Origin of the sequence: Saccharothrix sp. NRRL B-16314 (assembly GCF_000716595.1) — a bacterium.
Lineage (GTDB): Bacteria > Actinomycetota > Actinomycetes > Mycobacteriales > Pseudonocardiaceae > Actinosynnema.
Genome location: NZ_JNXC01000043.1, coordinates 14,934 through 38,494, shown reverse-complemented (window position 1 = coordinate 38,494; position 23,561 = coordinate 14,934). Strand labels below are relative to the sequence as shown.

The window sequence follows — 23,561 nt, the reverse complement described above, 5'->3', positions numbered from 1 at the left end:
TCTCACTTTGGTCACCCGAATGGCGGCTGTGTCATGGGGGGTGAATAGCCCCGGCTACCCTTACGTCCTGCACGATCGGCGGGGGTGAGCACCATCCAAGACGGCGGCACAGCGGCTTCGACCAGCCACCGGATTCGCAGCGTGTTGGCGATCCGGCCGTTCCGCAGGCTCTGGGGCGTCACCTACCTGTGCAGCGTCGGTGACTGGCTGTCACTCCTGGCGTTGACCGGCCTGGTCCGGCAGATGCTGAACGAGAGCTACCAGTGGCAGAGCTTCTCGCTCAGCCTGGTGGTGCTCACGCAGCTCCTCCCCGGCATCCTGTTCGCCCCGCTGGGCGGCGTGCTGGCGGACCGGTTCGACCGCCGCAAGATCATGGTCGTCTGCGACGTGCTGCGTGGCGGCCTGTTCATCTCGATCGCCCTCGTCGGCACCGCGTGGTGGCTGTTCGTGGCGAACTTCCTGGTCGGCTGCTGCGCCATGCTCTGGATCCCGGCCAAGGACTCGGCGGTGCCGAACCTGCTGCGCCGGCCCGACCAGGTGGAGACGGCCAACCAGCTCGGCCTGGTGATGACCTACGGCATCGCGGTCATCTCCGGCGCGGGCCTCTACTCGATCATCTCCGGCATCCCCGGCTACCTGCACCTGCAGAGCTCGGACCTGGAGTTCCGGATCGCGACCATCGCGGTCATGGTCAACGGCGCGCTGTACCTGACCGCGGCGCTCCTGGTCGCCACCCGCATCCCCGAGCTGTCCGGCCGGATGGCGCCCGTCCACCGGGCGTCCGCCGACGGCGAAGCGCCCGGCTTCTTCGCCATGCTGCGCGACGGGATGCGGTTCGCGGCCCGGACACCGCTGGTCCGCGGCCTGGTCATCGGCATGATCGGCGCGTTCGCGGCGGCGGGCGCGGTCATCGGCACGGCACCGCTCTACGCGGACTCGCTGCTCGGCGGCGAGTCGGCGTTCGGGCTGCTGTTCGTCGCCGTGTTCACGGGTCTGGCGGTCGGCATGGCGACCGCGCCGCGGTTGGCCCGGCGGCTGCCCTACGACCGGCTGTTCGGCGTCACGATCGTGGTCGCCGGCCTGAGCCTGGTGCTGGTCGCGGTGGCGCCGCACCTGTGGGTGGCGCTGATCGCGGTGGCGTTCGTCGGCGCGTCGGCGGGCATGGCGTTCCTCACCGGCCTGACCATCGTGGGCGCGCAGGTCGAGGACGCGATGCGCGGCCGGACCGTCGCGCTGCTCCAGTCGCTGCTCAAGATCGTGCTGTTCGCCACGTCGGCCGCCACGCCGCTGCTGGTGTCGCTGGTGCAGAAGCGCACGGTCACCGTCTTCAACCACCCCATGCAGGTGGACGGCACCCGGCCGGTGCTGCTCGGCGCGGCCGTGATCGCCGCGCTGCTCGGGCTGATCGCCTACCGGCAGATGGACAACCGGCGCACCGAGCCGCTGTTCTCGGACCTGCTCTCGGCGTTGCGCGGACGGGGGCGGCGGACCACCGGCGTGCTGATCGCGGTCGAGGGTGACACCCGGCTGGACACGTCCGTGCAGGCCAGGAAGCTGGCCGAGGTGCTGCGCGAGAGCGGGCGTCAGGTGGTGCTGGCGTCCGACCCGGACCTGGACGAGCAGCGGCTGCGCAACCTGCTGTCCACCGCCGACCTGGCCGGGGTCCGGGCGCACGCGCTGGTCGCCGCCGCGGTCCGGGCGGACGTGGTGGAGCGCGAGGTGCGGCCGGCGCTCGCCGAGGGCGCGCTGGTCGTCATGGAGCGGTACGTGGACAGCCCGCTGGCGCACTTCAGCGCCGCCGGCACGGTCGAGCCCCGCGAGCTGGAAGGCCTGGTCGACTGGGCCACCGGACGGCTGCGCCCCGACGTCACCGTGCTGCTGGACCGGATGCCGTCCGAGGTGCGGGCGGCCGGGGGCACGCTGGACACGGTCGAGCACCACTGGCGGGTGCAGAAGCTGCTGACCGACATGGCGTCGGCCGACCCGGAGCGGTACGTCGTGGTCGACGCGGACGGACCCGAGGACGAGGTGGCCGAACGGGTGCGCGCGGCGGTGGTGCCGCTGCTCGCGCGGCGGGCCGGCATGCCGCCGAAGCCGGTGGCCGAGACGTCCTGACGGATCGGTACGGTCGCGTCGTGAACCGTGGTGTGTGGGGCGACGTCGTCGGTCAGCCCGAGGCGGTCGCGGTGCTGTCGGCGGCGTCGGAGGCCGCCGCGTCGATCGTGGCGGGCGGGTCGCCGGCGCCGGGCGCGATGACGCACGCGTGGCTGTTCACCGGGCCGCCCGGTTCGGGGCGTTCGGTGGCAGCACGGGCGTTCGCCGCCGCGTTGCAGTGCGTCGCCCTCGACGACCGGCCCGGCTGCGGCGAGTGCCCCGGGTGCCACACGGCCTTGGCGGGCACGCACGCCGACGTGCGGGTGGTGTCCCCCGAAGGGCTGTCGATCTCCGTCGGCGAGATGCGCGCGCTGGTGCAGGTGTCCGCGCGCCGGCCGACGTCCGGGCGGTGGCAGGTCGTGATCATCACCGACGCCGACCGGCTCACCGAGGGCGCGGCGAACGCGCTGCTCAAGGCGGTGGAGGAGCCGCCGGACCGGACCGTGTTCCTGCTGTGCGCGCCGTCGGACCACCCGGAGGACGTGTCGGTGACCATCCGGTCGCGGTGCCGGATCATCTCGTTGGCCACGCCCCGGGCGGCGTCGATCGCGTCGGCGCTGGAGTACGAGGGCGTGGCGCCGGAGATGGCGTCGTGGGCGGCTTCGGTGTGCGGTGGGCACGTGGGGCGGGCGCGGCGGTTGGCCACGGACGAGCAGGCGCGGGCACGGCGTGAGTCCGTGTTGCGGATTCCGCTGGCGCTGCGGCGCCCGGCGGACATCTTCACGTGCGCCGACCAGCTCGTGTCGGCGGCCGAGGGTGACGCGCTGACCGCCAACGAGGGCCGTGACCTCGCCGAACGCGAGGCGATGGAGATGGCCATGGGCGCCGGCGGCACGGGTAAGGGCACCGCCGCCGCGACCCGCGGCGCCAAGGGCGCGTTGAAGGACCTGGAGAAGCGGCAGAAGTCGCGGGCGACGCGGACCCAGCGCGACTCGCTGGACCAGGCGTTGGTCGACCTGGCCGCGTTCTACCGGGACGTGCTGGTGGCGGCGTCCGGCGCGCGGGCCGTGCCGAACCACCCGGACCGGGCCGAGGACGCCCGGTCGGCCGCGTCGTCGTGGACGCCCGAGTCGACGTTGCGCCGGCTGGAGGCCGTGCTGAACTGCCGGACCGCGCTGGAGCTGAACGTGAAGCCGCGGATCGCCGTCGAGGCCATGCTCACCACGCTCCAGCGCGGCTGACCCCTACCCGGCGGACGGCCCGGTCGGTCGGACGGTCTTCGCCGGACGACGGCGGGTCGGCAGGGCGGCCACCACGACGACGCCGATCAGCAGCAGGGCCGTCCCGGTCCAGAAGATCGGGACCGTCTTGTACGCCGCGTTCGTGTACGCCAGCGGCTGGTCCGCGCGCGGCGGCGCGGGTTGGCCACCACCACCGGGCGGTGCCTGCGCCGGAGCGCAGACCACGCCTCCGTTCGGGGCGGCCGCGCGCACGATCTGCTCGCCCAGGGACACCTGTGCCAGCGCCGACGGCAGGTTCGGCAGACCGAGGGCATCGGTCGGCAGCAGCTGGAGGTCGAGCAGGCGCGCGGTCGCCCCGAGCATGTACCCCTTGATGGTGGGACCGCCCTGCTGGAGCGGGCCGTCGATCACCACGTCCTTCTGGTTGAGCTGCGCGACCTGGAGCCGCAGCACGCCGATGTCGAGCACGGGCAGGCCCCGGGCCAGGTCGCCGACGAGCGGCAGCTCCCGGCCGGGGGCGACGCCGATCGGGACGTCCAGCTTCGGGTTGGCCGCGTCGAGCGTGCCCAGCTCCTTGCCGCCCTGGCTGACGCGCAGGACGGGAGCGGTGTACGTGATCCCGGACGTGGCCTTGTCGCCGGTGGAGAGCGCGACGAGCGTCGGCGGGCTCACCACGTCCACGCGGATCTCCGCGGACGTGCCCGCGAGGAGGCGGACGCTCGCCGCCTGGAGCGTGGACGTGGAGCGGATGGCCTTGTTCGCGCTGCCGGGCAGGTCGACCAGTTCGACGGTCGAGCGGGCGCTGAGCGTGTCCGGGAGGCTGAGCAGCGAGCCGTTCGCGCCGCTGTCGGGCGTGCCGGAGAGCAGACCGCCCAGTCGGCTCAGCGGGGCGCTCAGCTGCTTGACGCTGTCGATCAGGGACTGCTTGGCGGCGGCGTCGAGCTTCGGCGTGTCACCGGTGAGCATGCCGGTCAGGTCGGGGGAGCTGGGCAGGGTCGGGATGGCGTTGAGCACGCTCAGGGTCGTGACGGAGGTCTTGGCGTCCGCGAGCGGCTGCACGCACGGGCCCAGCTCGTCGTCCCAGCGGGCGTGCACGCTGCCGTCGAGGAGACCGACCTTGAGCAGGGCGTCGAGCGGTGTCGTCGGCGGCGTGAGGCCACCGGTGATCGGGGCCGCGTTGTCCGGTGACGCGGTCTGCACCAGCGTGCCGGGTGTCTGAGGAGCCCTGCCCTGCACGGCGAAACCCATCGGCGACGCCTGCGCCACCGCCCGCTCGTACGTCAGGAACGCCTCCGTGTTCGCTTGTGCCGACGCCAGCCCGACCCCGATCTCCGCGGCCGACTGCTTGGGCAGCTGCTCGCCGAAGCCGGGCAGGATCGTGCCGGTCGGCGTCGAGTCCGGCGCGACCCTGACCACGGCCAGCCCGGTGCCGGCGTCCCCGATCGCGTGCGCCCGGGTGGCCGGTGCCGCGGACACCGGCGGCTGGTTCGGCTCACGCGGTCCGGGCACCGGCGTCGTCGACGGCTGGGCGTGCGCGGGGGCGGTGCAGAGCGCGACCAGCACGGCGGCGGCGGGCAGGGCCATCAGGCGCATGTGGTCGGACCTCCAGGACAGCGACGTGATCCGTGCGGCGCCCGCGTGAGCCCCGTCACTCCTGGTCCAACGAGCCGGCCCCCGCGCGGTGACGGCCGGAGCTTGGGCTATAGTTGTCGCGTCTCGCCGCCTTAGCTCAGTCGGCCAGAGCAGCTCACTCGTAATGAGCAGGTCATCGGTTCGATTCCGATAGGCGGCTCCGCGGGACAGGGATCAGGTCGGTCTTCCGGCCTGGTCCCTTTCTTCTTCTCCGGCGCCCACCGGGACTACCGCTCACCGCAATGTTGCGCCGTGCGTAGTCGAACGGCGTCGAACGACTGCTCCATCGGAGTGACCTTTTCACCGTTGGCGTCAGTCGTGGGCGACGGTGTCGTTGCCACCCTGGAGGTGAGGGCGATGATCACGATGATCGTGTCGACGGTGCTGGCGTTGCCGTTGGCAGTGCTCGCGGCGCGGGTGGGACGTCGGCGGTGGGTGCGTCGGCGGACCGTGGCGCGGGTCCGGGCGGAGTTGTTCCGGCACTGGGTGCGGGACGAGCCGAGCGGGCGGTACCTCATCCGGTCCTGACGACCGGCGCCGCGATCCTGGTGATCACGTCGCCGTACCGGCGGATCAGCTCGGCCTTCGCCGCCGCGGGCGTGCCCACGACGGCGAAGGCGGCCAGGACCTCGTCGCTGACGGCGGCGGCCATGTCGTCCCACAGCTGCCGCCGGGACATCCGGTGCAGCTCCTCGTGCAGCTCGCCCCAGCCGTGCAGGTCGAGCACCTTGCGGTAGGCGGGCGTCGAGCCGTAGAACGCGATCTGGCGCCGGACGTCGGCCACACCCGCCTCGTCGCACGCCACCAGCGACGGGCCGCTGATCTCCAAACCCGCCAACGGCTTCCCGGCCTTCGCCCGGCCACGCGCCAACGCCGGCAGCGTCACCTCGCGCAGGTAGCGCTCGGTGGTGAAGTTGTGGCACAGGAACCCGTCCGCGACCTCGCCCGCGACCTCGGTCATCAACTCGCCGACGCCCGCCAGCCACACCTTGGGCGTGCCGTGCGGGTTCGGTCCCGGCGAGAAGAACGGCGTCATCACCGTGTGCGTGTAGAACTCGCCGCGGAACCTCAGCCGCTCGCCGGTGGCCCAGCTGTGCCAGATGGCCCGCAACGCCAGCACGAACTCGCGCATCCGGGCGGCCGGGTGCGACCACGGCATGCCGAAGCGCTTGGTGATGTGCGCTTCCACCTGCGAGCCGAGGCCGAGGTGGAACCGGCCGCCGGACAGCAGCTGGAGGTCGTTCGCCTGCACGGCGGTGCTCATCGGGTTGCGCGCGAACGCCACCGCGATCGCCGTGCCCAGCTCGACCCGTTCCACCTGCGCGGCCACCAGGCCGAGCGCCAGGAACGGGTCGTGCCGGGTCTCCGCCAGCCAGAAGCCGTCGCACCCCTCGGACTCCGCCGCGCGGGCGGCGTCGAGCACGGTCGTCGGGTCGTACGCGATCTCCAGCCGGTCCACCTTCATGGGGATGGTTCTACTACTCGTCGGCGGCTACTTCTCGCAGGCCGTCCCGTCGCCGTCCCGGTCGAGTCCGGAACGGTAGCCGGGCTGACCGGCGTACAGCGGCGCTTTGCCCGCGGCGCGGACGGCGTCGCAGTTCGCGTAGTACACGGCGGCCGGCTGTTCGGGCTGGGGCTGCGGTTGAGGCTGAGGTTGGGGTTGGGGCTGCACGGGTTGCGGCGCGGGCGGCGTGTACACGGGTGGTGGTGGCGGGGCCGGCGCGACGGTGTCCGCCCCGGAACACGGTGCGCCCCAGAGCCCGAGCCCGGCGGACGTCGCCGCAGCCTGGGCCGTGGTGAGGGCGGCGGCGGCGCCCTGTTCGGCCCGCGCCATGCCCCGGCTCAGCAGGTGCACGGCCACGTCGACGCCGTCGGGCAGCAGCACGGTGCCGCCGACGACCCGCAAGTCCTTGCCCGCCACCGTGTTCTTGAGGAAGTCGACCGCGGCGGCGGCCCAGCACTCGCCGGGCTTCGTCAGACCGGCCAGCTGCACCCGTCCGCCACCGGCCACGGTGATCGTGCGCGCGTCCACGACCTCCGCGACCCGCACGGCCGGGGGAGTGGTCGTGGTCGGGGCGGTGGTGGTGGTCAGCGACGTGGTGGTCGTGGTGGTGGTGCTCGTGATCCCTGCGGCGGCCGGCTCGGCGGGATCTTCACCCGAACAGGCGACGGCGACGAAAAGCAGGAATGTCAGCACGGCGGCAGCGGTGACGACGATCCGGCGCTCGGCGGCGAGCCGGCGCCAGGAATCTAACGGCCCTGCGGGGGAATCTGCCATGCACGCCTCATCGCTCGCGCACCGGCCGGGTGTTACCCACGTCACCGCGGAAATCGGCTTGAGTCTGCCGTTACGTCAATTCCTACGTTCGTCCGCATGGCACCCGCGAAGAAGATCCACGAGATCACCATCAACCTGGAGGCCGGCGCCGCGTCGATGATGGACCTGGGCAAGGTGCTCGGCCAGACCGGCGTGAACCTGGTCGGCGTCAAGCGCGCCTACGACGAGGCCACCGCGGGTCAACGCGGCGACGTCGTCCCCGTCGTGGTGACGGTCCGCGACGACAAGTCGTTCGGGCTGCGCCTGAAGACCCCACCGACCGCGTTCCTCATCCGGAAGGCGCTGGCCGCTCAGGGCCTGGGCGGCAAGGGCTCCGGCAGGCCGGGGCACGACTCGGCGGGCACGCTCGGCGCGGCGCAGTTGCGCGCCATCGCCGAGCGCAAGCTCCCGGACCTGAACACCGCCGACATCACGACGGCGATGCGGATCGTGGCCGGCACCGCCCGTTCGATGGGGGTGGCGGTAGAAGGCTGATCAGGAGCTCGGTCAGCGATTCGGACGGAGGGTCCACACGACGGTCATCTCCCCGGTCGTCACGCCCTCCGCGTTGGTGATGGTCACGCTCACCGGGAACTCGGGCCGCGTGCCCGCCGCCAACTCGGCCACCACGTCCGCCGCGGGCCGCCCCAGCACGGCCTCGGCGCGCAGGGTGCCGCGTGCCACCTTCTTGTAAGCGATCTCCGACCGCACGACCAAGGGCGTCGCCTTGTCCATGTGCGGGCCGAACGCGGCGATCACCACGGCGCCGGACGCGGTCTCCGCGACGCCGAACATCATCGCCGCGTGCGGCCCGCCGACGTGGTTGCGCAGGTCCTCCCGGTCGGGCAGTTCGGCGACCACCCGATCGGCCGCGACCTCGGGGAACTCGACGCCCACGGTCTTCACCCAGGGCACGGTCTGCTTCATGGCATCCGCGACGAACGAGTAGTCAGCGCTCATGGACCGATGCTACCGGCCGGTAACCACGAGACGCGAGTCACCGCCAACCGGTTTGCGACCACCCTCCCCGCAGGTGCATGCTTGTACTCAGCAACTAGTTGGTTGATGCAAGCAATGGAGTGTGCGATGGCGACCCCGCCGAGTGACCGGCTGACGGCCGACGACATCGTGTTAGCCGATCGGCTGGGCATGGCGCTGGTCCGCATGCACAAGATGCACGCCTGCGTCTCCGCCCACATGAGCAAGTCGGGCATGGACAAGGCCTCTTTCGTCCTGCTGGCCAACCTCAACCAGCTGGGCCCCTCGCGGGCCGGTGCGCTGGCCGAGGCCGTCTTCTCCGACCCGTCCACGGTCAGCCGCCAGGTGGCGACGCTGGTCAAGGACGGCCTGGTGGAACGCCGGGCCGACCCGGAGGACGGCCGCGCGAGCGTGCTGGCCGTGACCGGGGAAGGCGCCCGCCTGCTGCACGAACGCCGGGCGCAGCGCAACGAGACGCTGGCCCGCCTCTTCACTGACTGGCCCGCGGAGGACCGCGGCCGGTTCATCGACTACTTCGAGCGCTTCGTGGGGGACTACGAGAAGGCGCTACCGGAATTCATCACCCAGAGCGGACTTGGGCCGCGCTCCGAAGGGGAGAAGTGATGTCGGAGACGACAACCCGAGCGGACACGCCGCCACCCGGCGCCGCACTGCTCACCCACCGGCAGATCCTGACCATCCTGTCGGGCCTGCTGCTGGGCCTGTTCCTGGCCGCGCTCGACCAGATGATCGTGGCCACCGCCATGAAGACCATCGCGGACGAGCTGCACGGCCAGACGCTGCAGGCGTGGGCGACCACCGCCTACCTGATCACCGCGACGATCTCGACGCCGCTGTACGGCAAGCTGTCCGACATCTTCGGCCGCAAGCCGATGTACCTGACCGCGATCTCGCTGTTCCTGGCGGGCTCGCTGCTCTGCGGCATCGCGGACTCGATGTACGAACTCGCCGCGTTCCGCGCGGTGCAGGGCCTCGGCGCCGGTGGCCTGATGTCGCTGGCCATGGCGATCATGGCGGACATCACGTCGCCGCGTGAGCGCAGCCGGTACGCCGGCTACTTCATGGCCGTGTTCGGCATCTCCAGCGTGGCCGGCCCCGTCGTCGGCGGCCTGTTCGCCGGCATGGAGTCGTTCCTGGGCGCGGCCGGCTGGCGCTGGGTGTTCCTGATCAACGTGCCGATCGCGCTGATCGCGCTGGTCGTCGTGGCGAAGGTGCTGAACATCCCGCACCAGCGGGTGAACCACCGGATCGACTTCGCCGGCGCGGCCCTGCTCACCCTCGGCCTCGTGCCGCTGCTGGTCGTGGCCGAACAGGGCCGCGAGTGGGGCTGGACGTCCGGCACCTCGATCGCCCTGTACGTCGTCGGCGTGCTCGGCCTGATCGGGTTCGTGCTCGTCCAGCAGCGGATGGGTGACGAGGCGCTGCTGCCGCTGAGGCTGTTCAAGCGGCACACGTTCTCGCTCGGCAACCTGGTCAACTTCGTGCTCGGCGCCGGGATGTTCGGCGGCATGGTCTCGCTGCCGCTGTACCTCCAGATCGTCAAGGGCTACTCGGCGACCGAGTCCGGCCTGATGATGCTGCCGCTGACGCTGGGGATCATGACGGCGGCGGCGACGAGCGGCATCCTGACCGCGAAGACCGGCCGCTACAAGGTGTTCCCGGTCGTCGGGTTCGGGTTGATGACCGTGGTGCTGTGGCTGTTCAGCACGGTCGGCACCGACACGCCGATCTACCAGCCGCTGGTGCTGATGTTGTTCATGGGCATGGGGCTGGGCCTGTGCATGCAGACCCTCCAGGTGGCCATCCAGAACGACTCCGAGCCGCGGGACATGGGCGTGGCGACCTCGTCGGTCACGTTCTTCCGCCAGATCGGCGGCACGGTCGGCACCGCGGTGTTCCTGTCGATCCTGTTCAGCACGGTCGGCGACAAGATCGGCGAAGGGCTGCGCGCGGCGGCCGGCAACCCGGACTTCCAGGCGGCGCTGGCCCGGCCGGAGAACCGCGAGTTCGCCACCGGCCTGCAGAGCGGCACCGGCTTCGACCTGAACAACACCGAGTTCCTGGCCCAGCTCGACCCGGTGCTGGCCCGGCCGTTCCTGGACGGCTTCTCCGGTTCGATCGACCTCGTGTTCCTGGTCGGCGGGATGGTGACCCTGATCGGCTTCGTGGCGATCTGGTTCCTGCGCGAGGCCCCGCTGTCCCGCCGTTCCGGCCTGGAGCGGGTGCAGGACGCCAACGCGGCCAAGGACGAGGCGGCCGAGTCCGCGCCGATGCCGACGCACTGAGCCGCACCGGCCCGACGAGAAGAGGCCCGCTCCCCGATCGGGGAGCGGGCCTCTTCGGCAGTTCAGGTCAGTGCTCTTCGCCGCGAGCCACGGCGTCCTTCAGGCGCTGGTACGAGCGGACGATCTCGGCCTCGGCCTCGGTGCGGCCGACCCAGGTCGCGCCCTCGACGCTCTTGCCCGGCTCCAGGTCCTTGTAGACCTCGAAGAAGTGCTGGATCTCCAGCCGGTAGAACTCGTTCAGGTGGTGGATGTCGCGCAGGTGCTCGGACCGCGGGTCCTCGGCCGGGACGCAGAGCAGCTTGTCGTCGCCGCCCTTCTCGTCCGTCATCCGGAACATGCCGATCGCGCGCGACTTGATCAGGCAGCCCGGGAACGTCGGCTCCTGGACGATCACGAGCGCGTCGAGCGGATCGCCGTCCTCACCGAGCGTGTCGTCGACGAAGCCGTAGTCCGCCGGGTACTGAGTGGCCGTGAAGAGGGTCCGGTCGAGCCGGATGCGTCCCGTCTTGTGGTCCATCTCGTACTTGTTGCGGACCCCCTTGGGGATCTCGATGGTGACGTCGAACTCCACTGCGCGGTCCTCGCTCGTCTTCGCCGTTCGTTACGCCACTAGTGTGGACTACGACGTCTCGTCAACCCCTTGCCGAGGGTGTGACGTTGCCCGTACTCGACCGCGGAGGACTGCGTGCCCGACGAGCCATCGTGGCCGACCGTCGACGACGACGACGTCGACCGCGAGCCGCCGACGGTGCAGGTCAGACAGCCTGACCCGGCCACCATGCGAATCCCCTTGCCGAAGCCCGCGAGGATCGCGCCGAGGCCCTTCACACCTCCTCCGGCACCTCGGCCGGACCCGGTGACCGAGATCAAGTCGGAACCTGAACCGGTCCCTGAACCGATCACGGAAAGTGAAGCCCCGCCCGCCCGCCGGAGCAGGAAGCCGTTCGTGCTCGGCGCGGCGGCGGTCCTGGTGGTCGCCCTCGCGTGCACCGCGGTCGCCGGTACCCAGATGGGGTGGTTCGAGGGCACGCCCGTGCCCACGACGGCCGCCCCGCTGCCGCCCGCTCCCGTGGTGCTGGCGATGAAGGGCGTCGGCGCGGACGGCAAGGTGCCGACGGCCGCCGGCGTCCGGGCCGTGCTGGCCGGTCCGGCGGCGAACGGGCTGCTGGACCCGGTGGCCGGCGTCGTGGTGGACCCGGTGACCGGCACGGAGCTGTGGAACCAGGGCGAGACGACGCCGCAGACGCCCGCGTCCACCATCAAGGTGCTGACCGCGGCGGCGGCGCTGCTCGCGCTCGACCACACGGACACGCTGTCGACGACCGTCGTGCAGGGGCCGCAGCCGGGGACGGTGGTGCTGGTCGGCGGCGGTGACCCGACGCTGTCGTCGCTGCCCGCCGGTCGGACCACGGTGTACCCCGGCGCGGCGACGATCGACGACCTCGCCGCGCAGGTGAGCGCCGCCGGACCGGTGACGCAGGTCCTGTACGACGTGTCGCGGTACGCGGGCCAGGGGATGGCGCCCGGCTGGGACCCCGCCGACGTGCAGAACGGGTACGTGTCGCCGATCGAGCCGGTGATGCTGGACGGCGGTCGGGGCGACCCGACGAAGTACGACACGCCGCGCACGTCCACCCCCGCCGCGACGGCCGCGCAGGCGTTGGCGCAGCGGCTCGGCGTCGCGTCGGTGGCCGCCGGTACCGCACCGACCGGCGCGAAGGTGCTCGGCGAGGTGAAGTCCGCGCCGATCGCCCGGCTGGTCGAGAACATGATGCAGATCTCGGACAACGTGCTGGCCGAGACGATCGCGCGCGAGGTGGCGAAGAAGAGGGGCGCCGAGCCGTCGTTCGCGGGTGGGGCGAAGGCGGTGCGCGAGGTGCTGACCGAGCACGGGTTCGACGTGTCGACGTCCACCGTGGTGGACGGCAGCGGGCTGTCGCCGAACGACAAGGTGCCCGCGAAGCTGCTGGCCGACGTCCTGGTGGCGGCGGCCAAGCCGGACGCGTCCGACCCGAGGACGGCGAAGCTGCGCCCGCTCCTGACGGCGCTGCCGGTGGCCGGTGGCAGCGGCACGCTGGCGGGTCGTTACGCGGAGCAGGGCGCGGCCGGGCGCGGTTGGGTCCGGGCCAAGACCGGCACGCTGACCGCCGTCAACTCCCTGGCCGGCGTGGTCCTGGACGCCGACGACCGGCTGCTGGTGTTCGCGTTCATGTCGCTCAGCCCGGACTCGACGCCCGGCGTCCGGGGCGCCCTGGACGAGATGGCCGCCGCCCTACGCACCTGCGGCTGCTGACCCACCCGCGTGAGTCCTACGTTCAGAACCCGTGAGTCCTACGTTCGGAACACCCGTGTCCTACGTTCGGAACCCGTGAGTTGAACGTTCGGGACGGGCTGCGGGAGTGTTGTCCGCACGGTCCTCGCAGGTAGCGTCAGGAGGGTGAACCCGGCGACGCAGGACCGCAGTGCCCCGGTCGATTGGGCCCTGGCCGTCACCACGGCGACCAGGCTCGTCCGCCCCGGCCCGATCGTGCCCAGAGCCGAGGCGGACATCGCCGTGCACCGGCTCCGGGAGCAGGCCGTGGACGCCGAGGTGCACGTCCGCGAGCACACCGGCCTCGGCCACGGCCTGCCGCTCAAACCCGGCGAGGTGGTCGACCGGCCGGGGTGGGTGCGCGCCGCCGTGCAGGGGCTCTCCGCGCTGACCGGCGACGCCATGCCGAAGCAGTCCGGCGCGTTCAGCGGTGTGCTGGCGGGCACGGCGGGCGTCCAGGCGGGCGTCGTCATCGCCTTCCTCAGCGGCCGGGTGCTCGGCCAGTACGACCCGTTCTCGGACGGCGGCCGGCTGCTCCTCGTCGCACCGAACATCGTCGGCGCCCAGCGCTCCCTCGACGTCTCCGGTGAGGACTTCAGCATGTGGGTCTGCCTGCACGAAGGCACCCACCGCCTGCAGTTCACCGCCGTGCCGTGGCTGGCCGGGCACTTCGCCGGCCTGGTCGCCGACCTGCTCGGCAGCATGGACGAGAGCTCCGCGCCACGCCTGCGCGACCTGCCGAAGCGGCTCCGCGAGGCGGGTGGCCTGATCGAACTGCTCCAGAGCCCCGCCCAGCGCGAGCTGCTCGACCGGCTCATCGCGCTGTCGACCCTGCTCGAAGGCCACGCCGACCACGTGATGGACGGTGTCGGCCCGGACGTCGTGCCGTCCGTCCGCGTCATCCGCGAACGCTTCACCGCACGTCGCCAGGGCGGTGGCGTGCTGGACCGGATGCTGCGCACCCTGCTCGGCGTCGAGGCCAAGGTCCGGCAGTACGCGGAGGGCGCGGCGTTCACCGGGCACGTGGTCGACGCGGTCGGCATGGACCGCTTCAACACCATCTGGACCAGTCCCGACACCCTCCCCACGCGGGCCGAGATCGCGGACCCGGCCGCGTGGCTCCGCCGGGTCCAGCCGTGAGCGCAGAGCAATGAGCGCAGAGTCGTGAGCGCAGAGCAATGAGCGCAGAGTCGTGAGTGCAGAGTCGTGAGCGCAGAGCTGTGAACGGCCCGCTCGCCGAGGTGCGCACGGCGGTCAAGCGGTTCCTGGCCGAACACCGGCCGGAGCGGGTCGCCGTGGCCGTCAGCGGCGGCGCGGACTCGCTCGCCCTGGCCGCCGTCACGGCCGGCCTGACCGAGGCGTCCGCCGTCGTGGTGGACCACGGCCTGCAACCCGGGTCCGCCGACGTCGCCGAACGCGCCGCCCGGACGTGCCGCGACCTGGGCCTGCCCGCCGAGGTGCGCCGCGTCCACGTCACCGGACCGGGTGGACCCGAAGCCGCCGCCAGGCGGGCCAGGTACGCCGCCCTGAGGCCGGAACGCGGCCTGGTCCTGCTCGGCCACACCAGGGACGACCAGGCCGAGACGGTCCTGCTCGGCCTCGGCCGCGGCTCAGGCCCGCGGAGCATCGCCGGTATGCGCCCGCACGACCCGCCGTGGGGCCGTCCGCTCCTACGCGTGTCCAGGACCACGACCACCGCCGCGTGCGACGAGCTCGGCCTGACGCCGTGGAGCGACCCGCACAACGAAGACCCCCGCTACACCAGGGTCCGGCTGCGCCGGGAAGTCCTGCCGCTGCTCGAGGAGGTCCTCCAGGGCGGGGTCGCCGACGCCCTCGCCCGCACCGCCGCCCACCTGCGCGAGGACAACGACGCGCTGGACGAGCTGGCCGAGGCGTTCGACGGCGACTGCCGCTCGGTGGAGGACATCGGCCGCCTGCCCACCGCGCTCAGGCGCCGCGTCCTGCGCCGCTGGCTGCTCCGTGAGAACGTGCCCGAGTTGTCCGACTCGCACCTTCGTCGGGTGGACGCCCTGGTGCACGAGTGGCGAGGTCAAGGCGGTGTGTGGTTGCCCGGCGGCTTTGTGGCACGGCGCGCGCATGGCAGGCTGCGAGTGGAACCAGTGCAGTCATGACAAAAGGGGAACCGTCCGTGTACGACGGCGACATCAGTTCCGTGCTCATCACCGAGCAGGAGATCAGCGACAAGGTCACCGAACTGGCCAACAAGGTCGCGGCTGACTACCCGGCCGACGGAACGAACGACCTGGTGCTGATCACCGTGCTCAAGGGTGCGGTGATGTTCATGACCGACCTGGCCAGGGCGTTGCCGGTGCCGGTCCAGTTGGAGTTCATGGCGGTGAGCTCCTACGGCTCGTCGACCTCGTCCTCCGGCGTGGTGCGCATCCTGAAGGACCTCGACCGCGACATCGCGGACCGCGACGTGATCATCGTCGAGGACATCATCGACTCCGGCCTGACGCTGTCGTGGCTGCTCAAGAACCTGGCGTCGCGCAAGCCGCGGTCGCTGGAGGTCTGCACGCTGCTGCGCAAGCCGGACGCGGTCAAGGTCGAGGTGCCGGTGCGGTACGTCGGGTTCGAGATCCCGAACGAGTTCGTGGTCGGCTACGGCCTCGACTACGCCGAGCGCTACCGCGACCTGCCGTACATCGGCGCGCTGGACCCGAAGGTCTACTCCAGCTGACGACGGACGGGGGCGGCCCGTGACAGGGCCGCCCCCGTTCCGCCGGTACTAGCAGCTGGGCCGGCAGCGCCGCTGCGAGATGGCGTCCAGCAGCACGCCGCGGATGTCCTCCGGCTCCAGCGCCTGGTAGGCCTTGCCGCCGGTGACGTCGGCCAGCTGCCGGAGCGCGTCCATGTCGGCGTCGCGACCCAGCCCGACCATGATCAGTGGCACCGGCCGCGCCGGGTCGACCTCCTTCTTCAACGTGGCCAGCAGCTCGGCCAGGTCGATGCTGGAGATGTCGTCGTTGCTGCCGTCGGTGAACAGCGTGACCGAGTTGATCATCGACGGCTCGTACGTCTTCTGCATGTGCCGGAACGCGGCCAGCGCGGTGTCGTTCAACGCCGTGCCGCCGCCGACCAGCGCGGGCAGGTTCCCCGCGCCCTTCTGCAGCTGCGACCGGCGGGTCGCGCCGGCGATCGGCTCGCCCAGCGGCCCGACCGGCACCAGTTCGATCCAGTCGTTCGGCGGCTTCTTGTCCGTGGAGAACGCCCACAGGCCGATCTCCGACGTGTCGGGCAGCATGGCCAACGCGGTCAGCGCCGCCTCCTTGGCCGCGTCGACCCTGGTCTGCCCGTTGCTCATCTTCTCGGCCATCGAGCCGGACACGTCCAGCACGGCCAGCATCCGGGTGTCCAGGCTGACCGCGCCCCACGTGCGCAGCAGCTCGGAGACCTGGTCCGGGTCCGGCGTCTTCAGCACGGCCACGTCGTCGCCGCGCAGGCCGTCCTGCTCGTTCGTCCAGCCGTCCGGCGCGTTGCCGTCCGGCGTGCGGAAGCCCGCCTCGGCGAACCGCTCGGCGGTCCGCGCGGTCCGCAACGCCTTCTCGAAGCCCACGGCGGCCTCCGCGATACCCGCCTGCTCACCCGTGCGGGTGACTCGGACGACCGGGTAGTCGAACGCGACCGTGCCCTCCTTGGGGTAGGAGGCGACGACCCGGCGCGACCCGGCGGCCCGGTTCGCGGCCAACACGGACTGCTCCGAAGCGGTGAACACCGGCGCGTTCTCCGCACCCTGCACGACCTTGCCGAACGCGTCCCGCACGGACGGCAGCGCGTCCCGGCCGACCCGCAGCAGCGCGCCGATCAGCTCGGGCTTCGGCGAGCCGTCCGGGTTGCCCAGCTGCGCGCGGATGACCGCCAGCGTGGCCAGGCCCTCCGTGGACGTGGTCGGGTCGCTCAACGCCACGGTCACCTTCGGGTCGAGCAGCTTCGCCCAGCTCACCGGTGCGATCGGCCAGCCGAGCGCGGCCAGCGCCTGCTCCGAGCCCGCGATCACCACGGGTGAGGAGGCCAGCGGGTCGAGGATGTCCAGCCTCGGCGCCTCCTCGCCCTGGTCACCGGCCTGCCGCCGGCTCTCCGCGGCCCACATCGACGAGTCCGGGATCCACAGCGCGGGCGGGTTGATCTGCGCGGTGGGCAGGTCGTGGGAGACGTCGGCCGCGCCGCGCGCCTCGACCAGCACCTGCACGCACTTGCCGTCCACCACCGGCTGGGTGGTCTGGTAGTCGTCGGCGGCGCCGCGCACCACTTCCTCGACCGCGGGGGTGACCGCGATCTTGAGCGGTAGGGTGCCCTTGCACTCCGGGCCGCTGGTGGCCCGCAGCGCGACCACCGTGACGCCGGCGGCGGCGACGACGCCGAGCAGCGCGCCGAGGGGCAGGATGACGCGGCGGAAGCGACCGGGCCGGTTCGGGTTGCCAGCTGACATGCTTCGTACCTTTGGTCGGGTGTTCACCCTTCCGGGTGGGCGAAGAACACACGGGTGGTTGCCGAGGATGACACGGACCACTCTCATGACAAACTCTCGTGTTCCAAGTCACCCCAGTGGCCCTCGCATCGTCGCTACCTGCGCTTAACGAGCTACGCCTGGTGAGTGTTACGGGCCGGCGGCCCGTCCGGTTCACAGTTGTCGAGCCGATCCGGTCGAACCCGGTTGACCTGGGAGCCGTGTCCGGCGTCACCGCGGGAACACCGGACGGCTCCCGCCCGTTGGTCCGGCAAGACGCGACAGGGCCCGCACGCGGAGCGCTCCGCCCAGACCATGGGCGGTAGGCTGGTCGGACGGGTGTGCCCGTCTGCGCCCGTCGACAAGTCAGGGAGGGTCGAGGCCGCCCGCCGGCCGTAAGTGCATGGACCGCAAGCGCCTGCTTCGCAACCCGCTGCTGTGGATCGTGGCGGTGTTGGTGCTCTTTTACGCCTTCAGCGTGCTCTTCGACGAGAACCGGGGTTACACCCCGATCAAGACGTCCCAGGCACTGCAACAGATCCGGGACGGCAACGTCAAGGAAGCCACGATCGAGGACAAGGAGCAGCTCCTCAAGCTCACCCTCAAGGACGGGGTGACCGTCGAGGGCGGCAACCGCGTGCGCGCCCAGTTCCCGGCGAGCTCGACGGACGAGATCTTCACCTTCCTCGACCAGGCCGGCAACAAGCCCGTGCTCGAGACGAAGGTCACGCAGGACTCGTTCCTGATGCAGATGCTGCTGTACCTGGTCCCGCTGGGCCTGCTCCTCATCCTGCTCATGTGGATGATGAACAACTCGCAGGGCGGCGGCAACCGGGTGCTCAACTTCGGCAAGTCCAAGGCCAAGCAGTTGTCCAAGGACATGCCCAAGACGACGTTCGCCGACGTCGCGGGCGCCGAAGAGGCCGTCGAAGAGCTGTACGAGATCAAGGACTTCCTGCAGAACCCCGGCCGCTACCAGGCGCTCGGCGCGAAGATCCCGAAGGGCGTGCTGCTGTACGGCCCGCCCGGCACCGGCAAGACGCTGCTGGCGCGCGCCGTGGCCGGTGAGGCCGGCGTGCCGTTCTACTCGATCTCCGGCTCGGACTTCGTCGAGATGTTCGTCGGCGTCGGCGCCTCGCGCGTCCGCGACCTGTTCGAGCAGGCCAAGCAGAACGCGCCGTGCATCATCTTCGTCGACGAGATCGACGCGGTCGGCCGGCACCGCGGTGCGGGCCTCGGCGGCGGGCACGACGAGCGCGAGCAGACGCTCAACCAGCTGCTCGTCGAGATGGACGGCTTCGACTCGCGCGGCGGGATCATCCTGATCGCGGCGACGAACCGGCCCGACATCCTCGACCCGGCCCTGCTGCGCCCCGGCCGCTTCGACCGGCAGATCCCGGTGTCCGCACCGGACCTGAAGGGCCGCAAGCAGATCCTCCACGTGCACGCCAAGGGCAAGCCGCTGGCCCCCGAGGCCGACCTGGACGGGCTGGCCAAGCGCACCGTCGGCTTCTCCGGCGCCGACCTGGCCAACGTGATCAACGAGGCGGCGCTGCTCACCGCCCGCAAGAACGGCACGACCATCACCAGCGTCGAGCTGGAGGAGTCCGTCGACCGGGTGATCGGCGGTCCGGCCCGCAAGAGCCGGATCATCTCCGAGAAGGAGAAGAAGATCACCGCGTACCACGAGGCCGGGCACGCCCTGGCCGCGTGGGCGATGCCGGACATCGACCCGGTCTACAAGGTCACGATCCTGGCCCGCGGCCGGACGGGTGGTCACACCCTGTCCGTGCCCGAGGAGGACAAGGACCTGATGACCAGGTCGGAGATGATCGCCCGGCTGGTGTTCGCGCTGGGCGGCCGTTCCGCCGAGGAACTGGTCTTCCACGAGCCGACCACGGGCGCGTCCAACGACATCGAGCAGGCGACCAAGATCGCCCGCGCGATGGTCACCGAGTACGGCATGTCCGCCCGGCTCGGCGCGGTCAAGTACGGCCAGGAGCAGGGCGAGCCGTTCCTCGGCCGCACGGCGGGCCGGCAGGCCGACTACTCGCTGGAAGTCGCGCACGAGATCGACGAGGAAGTCCGCGAGCTGATCGAGGCCGCGCACACCGAGGCGTACGAGGTGCTGAACACGTACCGCGACGTGCTCGACGCGCTGACGTTGGAGCTGATCGAGAAGGAGACCCTGCACCAGAAGGAACTGGAGCGGATCTTCGCCGCGGTCGAGAAGCGCCCGCGGATCACCAAGTTCAACGAGTTCGGCACCCGCACCCCGTCGGACAAGCCGCCGGTCAAGACCCCGGCGGAACTGGCCCGGGAGCGCGGCGAGCCGTGGCCGCCCGCGATCGAGGACACCCTGGACGACACGCGCGTCCAGGACGCGGTGCCGACGCCGCCGAACGGCAACGGCGCCCAGCCCCACCAGCCGGGTCAGCCGCAGCCGGGCCAGTACCAGCCGCAGCCGTACCAGCAGCAGGCGCAGCCGCACCAGCAACAGCAGCCGTACCAGCCGCAGCCGCACCAGCAACAGCCGTACCAGCCGCAGCACCCGTCGTCCGGTCCGCCGAACTACGGAGCGCCTCCCGGCTGGACCCCGGCCACGGTGCCCGGCGGCGCACCGCAGCCACCACCGTGGCAGCCGGAGCCGACGGACGCGGAAGCGGGCAAGCGGTCCTTCGACACGGACCCGGACAACCGCAAGTGACCGAGATCGACCGCACCTCGATCGACCAGGCCGGCCTCTCCGGAAACGGGGGGGCCGGTCTCGCGCGCCGACCCTTCGACCAGAAGCGCGCCGAGGACGCGGTGCGTGAGCTGCTGCTCGCGTGCGGTGAGGACCCGGACCGGGAAGGCCTGCGGGACACGCCGGCACGGGTGGCGCGGGCGTACCGGGAGCTGTTCGCCGGCCTCTACACCGACCCGGACAGCGTGCTGGCGAAGACGTTCGACGAGAGCCACGAGGAGTTGGTGCTGGTCACCGACATCCCGATGTTCTCGTTCTGCGAGCACCACCTGCTGCCGTTCCACGGCGTCGCGCACGTCGGGTACATCCCGAACGAGCACGGCCGGGTGACCGGCCTGTCCAAGCTCGCGCGGCTGGTCGACCTGTACGCCAAGCGGCCACAGGTGCAGGAGCGGCTGACGTCGCAGGTGGCGGACGCGCTGGTGCGGCGGCTCGAACCGCGCGGCGTGATCGTCGTGGTCGAGGCGGAACACCTGTGCATGGGCATGCGCGGCGTGCGCAAGCCCGGCTCGCGGACCACGACGTCCGCGGTGCGCGGGCTGCTGCGCAGCTCGGCGTCGTCGCGGGCGGAGGCCATCGAGCTGATCAGAGGACGTCTGCGGTGAGCGTGCCCAGGCCGGGGCACTGCGTGGTGATGGGCGTCCTGAACGTCACCCCGGACTCGTTCTCGGACGGCGGCCGGTACCTCGACGTGGCCGACGCGGTGGCGCACGGCGTGGCCATGTTCCGGCGCGGCGCCGACCTGGTCGACGTCGGCGGCGAGTCCACCCGTCCCGGCGCGTCGCGGGTGTCGGCCCCGGTGGAGGCCGCGCGGGTGGCGCCGGTGATCCGGGCGCTGGTCGCGCAGGACGTGCCGGTCAGCGTGGACACCACGCGGGCCGAGGTGGCGTCGGCCGCGCTGGAGGCGGGCGCGTCGATCGTGAACGACGTGTCGGGCGGTCTGGCCGACCCGGCGATGGCGTCGGTCGTGGCGTCGGCGGGTGTGCCGTACGTGCTGATGCACTGGCGCGGGCACAGCCGGCAGATGGACCGGCTGGCCGTGTACGACGACGTGGTGCGCGACGTGCGGGACGAGCTGAGCCGCCAGGTGGACGCCGCGTTGGCCGCCGGTGTGTCGTCGGACGACATCATCCTCGACCCGGGGCTGGGGTTCGCCAAGGACGCCACGCACAACTGGCAGTTGCTCAACGGGCTGGACGTCCTGCTGGACCTGGGTTTCCCGGTGCTGGTCGGAGCGTCCCGCAAACGGTTCCTCGGCACCCTGCTGGGTGATCGCAATCCGGACGGCCGCGAGAACGCGACCGCGGCGGTGTCCGCGTTGGCGGCGTTCGCCGGCGCGTGGGGTGTTCGGGTGCACGACGTGGACCGGTCCCTGGACGCGGTGGCCGTCGCGCGGGCGTGGAGGCGGGGGCAGGGCCATGACTGACCGGATTTCGCTGACGGGCCTTCGGGTCCGCGGGTTCCACGGCGTGTTCGAGCACGAGAAGCGGGACGGCCAGGACTTCCTGGTGGACGTCACCGCCTGGCTGGACCTGTCGAGGGCGGCGGCGACGGACGACCTGCGCGAGACGCTGCACTACGGCGAGTTGGCCGAGCGCGCGGCGGCGATCGTGGCGGGCGGGCCGTACGACCTGATCGAGACGGTGGCGGGCAAGGTCGCCGACGAGGTGATGACCGACCTGCGGGTGCGGGCGACCGAGGTGACGGTGCACAAGCCGTCCGCGCCGATCGCGCTCGCGTTCGGCGACGTGTCCGTGACGATCAGGCGGACCCGTGACTAGGGCGGTGCTGTCGCTCGGCTCGAACCTGGGCGACCGGCTGGGGTACCTGCGGCTGGCGGTGGACGGGTTCGCCGACGTGCTGGTGGCGGTGTCGCCGGTGTACGAGACGGCGCCGTGGGGCGTGACCGACCAGGACGACTTCCTCAACGCGGTGCTGATCGTCTCCGGTGACGTGGACGAGTGGGGCTGGCTGCGGCGTGGCCAGGCCCTGGAGCAGGCCGCGGGGCGGGTGCGCGAACGCCGTTGGGGGCCGCGCACGTTGGACGTGGACGTGGTCGCGGTCGACGGGGTCCTCTCCTCCGATCCCGACTTGCTCCTGCCTCACCCCGGGGCGCACGAGCGCGCGTCGGTGCTGGTGCCGTGGCTGGACGTGGAGCCGGACGCCGTCCTGCCGGGGCACGGTCCGGTGCGCGACCTGGTGGCCGGGCTCGACCTCGGCGGGGTCACCCGGAGGGTCGATCTACCGCTGGGGTGAGGAGCGGTGCGCACCGGCACTGCGGCGCGTGCACGGCGGGGTTAGCGTGGGCGCGGAGGTGGCGCGATGAGCAACGCGATCACTTACGACGCCGCGCGGCGGCGGATCATCAGCCTGGTCACCGGTGGCGATCCCGACGCGCCGGTCGAGGCCTGTCCCGGGTGGACGGTCAAGGACGTGGTCGCGCACCTCGCCGGAGGCCTCGGCGACTTCACCGAGGGCCGGTTCGACGGGGTCGAGGACGGCTCGTGGGGCGAGCGGCAGGTCCACGACCGGCGCAACCGGAGCATGGGCGACCTGCTGGTCGAGTGGGAGCGGAACTTCCAGGTCGCCGAAGGGCTGTTCGACTCGCCGATGGGCGCGGTGCTGATCGCGGAGATCGTCTCGCACGAGCACGACGTCCGGACGGCCCTGGGGCGACCCGGCGAACGGGACAACGTGGCGGTGCGCGCGGCGTTGACGCGGCCGTTGCAGGAAGTCGACAAGCGGCTGCGGGCCAAGCACCTGCCCGCGTTGCGGATCACGCTGGAGCACGGCGACCGGGTGCTGGGCGAGGGCGAACCGGCGGGTGCGCTGCGGGCGTCGTCGTTCGAGATGCTGCGGGTCCTGGGCGGACGGCGCAACGAAGACCAGATCCGGGCGATGGACTGGGACGGCGATCCGGGGCCGTGGCTCGGTGTGCTGCCGGTGCTCGGCAGGCGCGACACCGCCCTGGTCGAGTAGTTCGGGGACGATGGTGGGGTGAGGTTCACCAAACCCCGTGACCTGCTCGCCGCCGGACTCGTCGCGGGCCTGCTCGCGCACCTGCTGATCCGGCTCGCCTACGACACGCTCCCACCGCTGCCGACGTTCGCCGGGTTCACCCTGCTCGTGATCGCCGTGGTCAACCTGTGGCTGGCTTTCTCGCTGCGCGCGAGGATCCTGCGCAAGCGCGGCGCGCGTCCGGTGGAGCCGTTGACCGCGGCACGGGCGGTGGCGTTCGCCAAGGCGTCGTCACTACTCGGAGCGATCATGCTAGGAGGGTGGGCCGGCGTGCTCATCTACGTGCTGCCGGCGCGCGGGCAGTTCCAGGCGGCCGACAACGACATCGTCACCGGTGTCGTCGGGATCGTCTGCGCCGCGCTGCTGATCGCCGCCGCGTTGTGGCTGGAACGCTGCTGCAAGACGCCGGACGACCCGCATCTGGATCAATGAATACCGACACCGAGGTCT

The 23,561-nt window shown here is 71.7% G+C and carries 23 protein-coding genes and 1 tRNA gene; 18 read left to right on the top strand and 6 right to left on the bottom strand.

Going from position 1 to position 23,561, the window contains the following annotated elements; all coding sequences use genetic code 11:
- Nucleotides 1-84 precede the first annotated feature (84 nt).
- Nucleotides 85-2,115: a bifunctional MFS transporter/dTMP kinase gene (locus tag OQ02_RS36370; RefSeq protein WP_081916190.1), complete on the top strand. Its 2,031-nt coding sequence runs from the start codon at nucleotides 85-87 to the stop codon at nucleotides 2,113-2,115.
- A 20-nt stretch (nucleotides 2,116-2,135) separates the two neighbouring features.
- Entirely contained in the window at nucleotides 2,136-3,335 is a 1,200-nt protein-coding gene (locus OQ02_RS36365) for a DNA polymerase III subunit delta' (protein ID WP_033443225.1), read from the top strand.
- Nucleotides 3,336-3,338: 3 nt separating this feature from the next.
- On the opposite strand, the gene OQ02_RS36360 is transcribed toward OQ02_RS36365, so the two are convergent.
- Entirely contained in the window at nucleotides 3,339-4,928 is a 1,590-nt protein-coding gene (locus tag OQ02_RS36360) for a hypothetical protein (protein WP_033443224.1), read from the bottom strand.
- A 125-nt stretch (nucleotides 4,929-5,053) separates the two neighbouring features.
- On the opposite strand from OQ02_RS36360, the gene OQ02_RS36355 reads away from it, so the two are divergent.
- Together OQ02_RS36355 and OQ02_RS36350 are read left to right on the top strand one after the other, a co-directional pair.
- Nucleotides 5,054-5,127: transfer RNA gene (locus OQ02_RS36355), tRNA-Thr, on the top strand.
- Between the two features lie 197 nt (nucleotides 5,128-5,324).
- Complete coding sequence (locus OQ02_RS36350; RefSeq protein ID WP_156077524.1) at nucleotides 5,325-5,495, top strand: hypothetical protein; 171 nt, start codon at nucleotides 5,325-5,327, stop codon at nucleotides 5,493-5,495.
- Here OQ02_RS36350 and OQ02_RS36345 read toward each other — a convergent pair.
- Together OQ02_RS36345 and OQ02_RS36340 are read right to left on the bottom strand one after the other, a co-directional pair.
- On the bottom strand, nucleotides 5,482-6,432 hold the full coding sequence (locus OQ02_RS36345; RefSeq protein WP_033443222.1) for a TIGR03617 family F420-dependent LLM class oxidoreductase: 951 nt from the start codon (nucleotides 6,430-6,432) through the stop codon (nucleotides 5,482-5,484). The genes OQ02_RS36350 and OQ02_RS36345 overlap by 14 nt on opposite strands.
- A gap of 27 nt (nucleotides 6,433-6,459) precedes the next feature.
- The gene (locus OQ02_RS36340) at nucleotides 6,460-7,245 is read right to left on the bottom strand and encodes an excalibur calcium-binding domain-containing protein (protein ID WP_081916189.1); all 786 of its coding nucleotides are present in this window, start codon (nucleotides 7,243-7,245) and stop codon (nucleotides 6,460-6,462) included.
- A 96-nt stretch (nucleotides 7,246-7,341) separates the two neighbouring features.
- On the opposite strand from OQ02_RS36340, the gene OQ02_RS36335 reads away from it, so the two are divergent.
- On the top strand, nucleotides 7,342-7,779 hold the full coding sequence (locus OQ02_RS36335; protein ID WP_033443221.1) for an uL11 family ribosomal protein: 438 nt from the start codon (nucleotides 7,342-7,344) through the stop codon (nucleotides 7,777-7,779).
- Between the two features lie 12 nt (nucleotides 7,780-7,791).
- Here the strand turns inward: OQ02_RS36335 and OQ02_RS36330 are convergent, their stop codons facing one another.
- The gene (locus OQ02_RS36330) at nucleotides 7,792-8,244 is read right to left on the bottom strand and encodes a DUF4442 domain-containing protein (protein ID WP_033443220.1); all 453 of its coding nucleotides are present in this window, start codon (nucleotides 8,242-8,244) and stop codon (nucleotides 7,792-7,794) included.
- A 126-nt stretch (nucleotides 8,245-8,370) separates the two neighbouring features.
- Here OQ02_RS36330 and OQ02_RS36325 point away from each other — a divergent pair, with 126 nt between their 5' ends.
- Together OQ02_RS36325 and OQ02_RS36320 are read left to right on the top strand one after the other, a co-directional pair.
- Complete coding sequence (locus OQ02_RS36325; protein WP_033443219.1) at nucleotides 8,371-8,886, top strand: MarR family winged helix-turn-helix transcriptional regulator; 516 nt, start codon at nucleotides 8,371-8,373, stop codon at nucleotides 8,884-8,886.
- Complete coding sequence (locus tag OQ02_RS36320) at nucleotides 8,886-10,568, top strand: MDR family MFS transporter (protein ID WP_033443218.1); 1,683 nt, start codon at nucleotides 8,886-8,888, stop codon at nucleotides 10,566-10,568. The genes OQ02_RS36325 and OQ02_RS36320 overlap by 1 nt, the downstream gene beginning before the upstream one ends.
- A 67-nt stretch (nucleotides 10,569-10,635) precedes the next feature.
- On the opposite strand, the gene OQ02_RS36315 is transcribed toward OQ02_RS36320, so the two are convergent.
- The gene (locus OQ02_RS36315) at nucleotides 10,636-11,139 is read right to left on the bottom strand and encodes an inorganic diphosphatase (protein WP_033443217.1); all 504 of its coding nucleotides are present in this window, start codon (nucleotides 11,137-11,139) and stop codon (nucleotides 10,636-10,638) included.
- Nucleotides 11,140-11,514: 375 nt separating this feature from the next.
- On the opposite strand from OQ02_RS36315, the gene dacB reads away from it, so the two are divergent.
- The 4 genes from dacB to hpt all read left to right on the top strand — a co-directional run bounded on the left by dacB (nucleotide 11,515) and on the right by hpt (nucleotide 15,580).
- Nucleotides 11,515-12,861, top strand: coding sequence for a D-alanyl-D-alanine carboxypeptidase/D-alanyl-D-alanine endopeptidase (gene dacB / locus OQ02_RS36310; protein WP_156077523.1), 1,347 nt, complete (start codon nucleotides 11,515-11,517; stop codon nucleotides 12,859-12,861).
- A 144-nt stretch (nucleotides 12,862-13,005) separates the two neighbouring features.
- A complete protein-coding gene (locus tag OQ02_RS36305; RefSeq protein WP_033443216.1) occupies nucleotides 13,006-14,019 on the top strand; it encodes a zinc-dependent metalloprotease in 1,014 nt (337 codons plus the stop codon).
- 80 nt (nucleotides 14,020-14,099) lie between these two features.
- Nucleotides 14,100-15,011 carry a tRNA lysidine(34) synthetase TilS gene (gene tilS, locus OQ02_RS36300; protein WP_033443215.1) on the top strand — a complete coding sequence of 304 codons (912 nt, stop codon included), beginning with the start codon at nucleotides 14,100-14,102 and terminating at the stop codon, nucleotides 15,009-15,011.
- Between the two features lie 17 nt (nucleotides 15,012-15,028).
- Nucleotides 15,029-15,580 carry a hypoxanthine phosphoribosyltransferase gene (hpt, locus tag OQ02_RS36295; protein WP_033443214.1) on the top strand — a complete coding sequence of 184 codons (552 nt, stop codon included), beginning with the start codon at nucleotides 15,029-15,031 and terminating at the stop codon, nucleotides 15,578-15,580.
- A gap of 48 nt (nucleotides 15,581-15,628) precedes the next feature.
- Here hpt and OQ02_RS36290 read toward each other — a convergent pair whose 3' ends face one another.
- On the bottom strand, nucleotides 15,629-17,329 hold the full coding sequence (locus tag OQ02_RS36290) for a substrate-binding and VWA domain-containing protein (protein ID WP_033443213.1): 1,701 nt from the start codon (nucleotides 17,327-17,329) through the stop codon (nucleotides 15,629-15,631).
- Between the two features lie 421 nt (nucleotides 17,330-17,750).
- Here OQ02_RS36290 and ftsH point away from each other — a divergent pair, with 421 nt between their 5' ends.
- The 7 genes from ftsH (at nucleotide 17,751) to OQ02_RS36255 (ending at nucleotide 23,543) form a co-directional block, all read left to right on the top strand.
- Entirely contained in the window at nucleotides 17,751-20,054 is a 2,304-nt protein-coding gene (ftsH, locus tag OQ02_RS36285; protein ID WP_033443212.1) for an ATP-dependent zinc metalloprotease FtsH, read from the top strand.
- 20 nt (nucleotides 20,055-20,074) lie between these two features.
- Nucleotides 20,075-20,698 (top strand): GTP cyclohydrolase I FolE, encoded by a 624-nt coding sequence (folE, locus tag OQ02_RS36280; RefSeq protein WP_051773240.1) that lies wholly within the window; start codon nucleotides 20,075-20,077, stop codon nucleotides 20,696-20,698.
- Nucleotides 20,699-20,727: 29 nt separating this feature from the next.
- Nucleotides 20,728-21,519: a dihydropteroate synthase gene (folP, locus tag OQ02_RS36275; protein ID WP_033443235.1), complete on the top strand. Its 792-nt coding sequence runs from the start codon at nucleotides 20,728-20,730 to the stop codon at nucleotides 21,517-21,519.
- Nucleotides 21,512-21,874 (top strand): dihydroneopterin aldolase, encoded by a 363-nt coding sequence (gene folB / locus OQ02_RS36270; RefSeq protein WP_033443211.1) that lies wholly within the window; start codon nucleotides 21,512-21,514, stop codon nucleotides 21,872-21,874. The genes folP and folB overlap by 8 nt, the downstream gene beginning before the upstream one ends.
- Nucleotides 21,867-22,349 (top strand): 2-amino-4-hydroxy-6-hydroxymethyldihydropteridine diphosphokinase, encoded by a 483-nt coding sequence (folK, locus tag OQ02_RS36265; RefSeq protein WP_033443210.1) that lies wholly within the window; start codon nucleotides 21,867-21,869, stop codon nucleotides 22,347-22,349. The genes folB and folK overlap by 8 nt, the downstream gene beginning before the upstream one ends.
- 66 nt (nucleotides 22,350-22,415) lie before the next feature.
- On the top strand, nucleotides 22,416-23,072 hold the full coding sequence (locus OQ02_RS36260; RefSeq protein ID WP_033443209.1) for a maleylpyruvate isomerase family mycothiol-dependent enzyme: 657 nt from the start codon (nucleotides 22,416-22,418) through the stop codon (nucleotides 23,070-23,072).
- 18 nt (nucleotides 23,073-23,090) lie between these two features.
- Nucleotides 23,091-23,543, top strand: a complete 453-nt coding sequence (locus OQ02_RS36255; protein WP_033443208.1) for a DUF3180 domain-containing protein — start codon at nucleotides 23,091-23,093, stop codon at nucleotides 23,541-23,543.
- Nucleotides 23,544-23,561 lie beyond the last annotated feature (18 nt).

Bases quoted from the DNA above. Each gene is read 5' to 3' on its own strand.
- folB (WP_033443211.1), top strand. From the start codon at position 21,512: ATGACTGACCGGATTTCGCTGACGGGCCTTCGGGTCCGCGGGTTCCAC.
- OQ02_RS36320 (WP_033443218.1), top strand. From the start codon at position 8,886: ATGTCGGAGACGACAACCCGAGCGGACACGCCGCCACCCGGCGCCGCA.
- OQ02_RS36335 (WP_033443221.1), top strand. From the start codon at position 7,342: ATGGCACCCGCGAAGAAGATCCACGAGATCACCATCAACCTGGAGGCC.
- OQ02_RS36260 (WP_033443209.1), top strand. From the start codon at position 22,416: ATGAGCAACGCGATCACTTACGACGCCGCGCGGCGGCGGATCATCAGC.
- OQ02_RS36290 (WP_033443213.1), bottom strand. From the start codon at position 17,329: ATGTCAGCTGGCAACCCGAACCGGCCCGGTCGCTTCCGCCGCGTCATC.
- OQ02_RS36325 (WP_033443219.1), top strand. From the start codon at position 8,371: ATGGCGACCCCGCCGAGTGACCGGCTGACGGCCGACGACATCGTGTTA.
- OQ02_RS36360 (WP_033443224.1), bottom strand. From the start codon at position 4,928: ATGCGCCTGATGGCCCTGCCCGCCGCCGCCGTGCTGGTCGCGCTCTGC.
- OQ02_RS36340 (WP_081916189.1), bottom strand. From the start codon at position 7,245: ATGGCAGATTCCCCCGCAGGGCCGTTAGATTCCTGGCGCCGGCTCGCC.
- ftsH (WP_033443212.1), top strand. From the start codon at position 17,751: ATGGACCGCAAGCGCCTGCTTCGCAACCCGCTGCTGTGGATCGTGGCG.
- OQ02_RS36350 (WP_156077524.1), top strand. From the start codon at position 5,325: ATGATCACGATGATCGTGTCGACGGTGCTGGCGTTGCCGTTGGCAGTG.
- OQ02_RS36345 (WP_033443222.1), bottom strand. From the start codon at position 6,432: ATGAAGGTGGACCGGCTGGAGATCGCGTACGACCCGACGACCGTGCTC.
- folP (WP_033443235.1), top strand. From the start codon at position 20,728: ATGGGCGTCCTGAACGTCACCCCGGACTCGTTCTCGGACGGCGGCCGG.
- OQ02_RS36330 (WP_033443220.1), bottom strand. From the start codon at position 8,244: ATGAGCGCTGACTACTCGTTCGTCGCGGATGCCATGAAGCAGACCGTG.